This is a genomic window from Haliscomenobacter sp., from assembly GCF_040403615.1.
Lineage (GTDB): Bacteria > Bacteroidota > Bacteroidia > Chitinophagales > Saprospiraceae > Haliscomenobacter.
The window spans coordinates 1-3498 of record NZ_JBBAKG010000221.1 but is presented as its reverse complement, the minus strand read 5'-3'; the positions used below and the strand labels follow the sequence as shown (position 1 = coordinate 3498).

At 46.4% G+C, this 3498-nt stretch carries 2 protein-coding genes; one reads left to right on the top strand and one right to left on the bottom strand.

All coding sequences use genetic code 11. The features are described 5' to 3' along the window. Window positions 1-1848 (bottom strand): peptidase U32 family protein (locus ABW391_RS28900; protein ID WP_353485381.1); only part of this gene is annotated, 1848 nt, incomplete at its 3' end. Between the two features lie 578 nt (window positions 1849-2426). Here ABW391_RS28900 and ABW391_RS28895 point away from each other — a divergent pair. Continuing rightward, window positions 2427-3498: leucine-rich repeat domain-containing protein (locus tag ABW391_RS28895; protein WP_353485380.1), on the top strand; the 1072-nt coding region annotated here is incomplete at its 3' end.

The following is a 3498-nucleotide window of genomic DNA, read 5'->3' as shown; positions in this document are numbered from 1 at the left end:
CACCAATTCCGCGTCCTTTTCCCAAATCTCCATCTCACAAGGCTTGCAGTTGAACTTCAACTTGTACTCCACTTCGCCGTGTTTCAGGGTGAGCGGTTCGGCCAATTTTTCGCCCATGGTAGCCCGCTGGTAGCGCAGACATTTGCCCAATTCGTATTTCACACAATATTTGGTCACCATTACCCGCGATTTTCCAGGATCCCACTGCAACTCGAAAGCTTTTTCAATGTCGGTTACGCCGTGGCGCTGGTAAAACGCCCGTGCCAATTTATTGGACACATTGTACGTGAAATCGAGCGATTTCACCGGATAAGGATGATCGGTTTTGACAATCTGGTGTTCTTCCCGTTGGTAATCTCGGATGCGGATGGCGGCCAATTGTTCCAGGGCAGCGCGGCGGATTTCGTTGACTTTTGAATTGGGCAAAAACCAGTTTTGCGAAAAATATACCTCTACCTCATCCGCAATGAAGGGAGTATTTCCGGTTTTAGCCAGGTTCTTTTTGATGTTGTCGATAAGGCCTTCGGCGTTTTTGGCGAGTTCCTTGGGGGTATCAAAGCTGGCGATGTTTTCGTGGCCATCCTCGTCTACCACCCGCAATGCGAAACCCGTTTCCGTTTCGCTGAAATGCATTTTTACCCCGATTTTCCGCACCGCGCTGTTTTCATTTTCCAGCAACCGATTGAATTCGGCATCGTGGTTGCGGTATATTGGAGTACCGACGGGCAAGGATTTCAACACATTGGGCACCACAATGTCATTGACGATGATGTTGACATGCAGGCCGTCGGCTTCGCCTTGTTCGTTGATGTAATGCAAGCCGTCGCCGTTGTTGAGCAACTCGTGGTTTTCGATCAGGTAGCCGTTGGCTTTGGTTTCCAGCAATTTGCCAATGTACTGGCCTTTGGACTTGGGGCTTTCCCAGGAGCCGATTGAGGCGTGGCGGTGGTTGGCAAAATAATCGGTGTACCCCCGGTTGAAGCTGCGGTCTAATTCCGGTTCAAAATTGTAGAAAGTCCGCCCCGAAGAAGCTTTTTGGTATTGATCGGGATTGGCTTCCAGGAAGGCATCCAGTTTTTTGCGCAGGTAAGACGTGTTGTTTTTGACGTAAACAATATCTTTCAATCTCCCTTCAATTTTAAAGGAAGAGATGCCTGCTTTGATCAGATTGGGCAGTTCATTGCTCAAATCCAGGTCTTTGATGGACAGCAAGTGGCTGTTTTCGATGAGCGTATTGCCTTTGCCATCGATCAATTGGTAAGGCAAGCGGCAGTTTTGGGCGCAAGAGCCGCGGTTGGCGGAACGTTCGCCATTGGCAATGCTCATGTAGCAATTGCCACTGAAGGATACGCACAGCGCTCCAGTGACAAAAAATTCCAGTTCTACGTCCGAGGCTTCGTGGATTTCCTGCACCTGATCCAGGTTCAGTTCTCGGGCCAATACCACCCGTTTGATGCCCGCATCGCCCAGGAATTTCACATGGCCAGCGTCCCGGTTGTTGGCCTGGGTGCTGGCATGAATGGCGATGGGTGGAAGTTCCATTTCCAGAATGCCCATGTCCTGGACAATAATGGCGTCCACCCCGATATTGTACAGCTCCCAGATGAGTTGCCGACAAGCTTCCAGTTCGTTTTCGTACAAGATGGTATTGAGCGTCACCAATACTTTCGCTTTGAACAAATGGGCATACTTGACCAATTCTGCTATGTCTTCCACCGAGTTGGTGGCATTGGTGCGGGCACCAAACAAAGGAGCGCCAATGTACACGGCATCCGCGCCCGCATTGACAGCGGCCATGCCTTGGTATAGGTTTTTGGCCGGGGCCAGGATCTCGATTTTTCTGCTCATATATTGCAAAGCGTTGCTGCTCATCATTCGGGTGAGGCGCAAAATTACAAAAATTAGTAAATGTTTGGTAGGACAACTTTGCTGGCTTGTTTAGGGAATAATTAGACATAAATTGATCCCTCAGGTAATCGCATTAACCACATTTAACATCTTGTAACCGCCCGTTTCAACGGGTGGATTCAGACCACCCCTCCCTTCACATCTATCATCATTCCAGAGGCTACATCAAAAAAATTTGATGCGCGCGCTGGACGGATGATAGATGTGAAGGGTGGGGGCACCAGACCCCCGCCGATAAAGCGGCGGGTTACAATATGATAGATGCATTTGAGTGCTGATAAATTCGAAAACTTTTTTCTTGAGGCACCAAAGCGACACAATGGCAACGCGGAGGACACGGATGAAGCGGATTTACGCGGATTTTTTCTCTCGCCTTCGGCACGAGTCTCGTATTTTTATAAAACACTTTCAGGTTTTGCTCTGCCACAAAAATTACCTGCTCATCCGAATGAAGTATAGCACTCCCTAAAAATATTTTCTAATTTGTGCCTGTCATTCAAAATCCCAAGCCATACACCATGACCCAACTTGCCCTGGACCTGATTGCTGAAAACAAAGCCAAACACGCACGTGGCGAAGATGCCTCTTATCTCGACCTCGGCAACTGCGGTCTGACTGAACTGCCGGATCTATCTGGTATGGATTGGGTGGAGACTCTGATTTTGAGCAGCAAATGGTGGGAATTTGATATAGAAAAGAGGCAGTGGATACAGATATATAGCCAAAATAGCGACAAGCCAAACCAACTCAAGAAGAAACCACCCACCCACATATATTTACCGCAACTAAAAAAATTGGTTGCTTGTGAATTTGGCATCAGCGACTGGCGTTTTTTGGAAAAATTAACCAACCTTAACTTCCTTTACCTCAGTGACAGTAACTTTGGCGACGGGCGTTTTTTGAAAAATTTGACTGCCCTCAGCTCGATCGGACTAAGTGACAATCTAATCTTCAACGGGTGGTTTTTGGAAAGCTTGACCAACCTCAACTCCCTTTACCTTAAGGACAAACTAATTAGAGGCTGGCAGTTTTTAGGGAATTTGACTAATCTCAACTCCCTCTGCATACATGAAAGTCAAATCTCCAATATGCAGTTTTTGGAAAATTTGACGAACCTAACCACATTAGATCTTCATTATAATGGAATCAGCGATGTTGCTTTTTTGCAAAACTTGTCAAGGCTCTCTTCGCTCAACCTCAGTAGCAATAATATCAGGGACGTGCGCTTTTTAGAAAATTTGACTAGCCTAACCACACTCGACCTCCGTTATAATAGAATCCTGGACGGGCAGTTTTTGGAAAATTTGACTAGCCTTAGCTCCCTTGATCTTAGTTACAATAGAATCATGGATGGGCAGTTTTTAAGAAATTTGACCAACCTTAGCTCCCTTGACCTTAGTCATAATAAAATTAGCGCTGAACAATTTTGGGGAAATTTGACCAACCTTAATTTTCTCGATCTCCGGTCGAATCAAATCTCCGATGCAAGTTTTTTGGAAAGTTTGACCAATCTCAACTACCTCGACCTCGCAAACAATAAAATTTCTAACGGGCAGTTTTTAGAAAATTTGACCAACCTCAACTCACTAT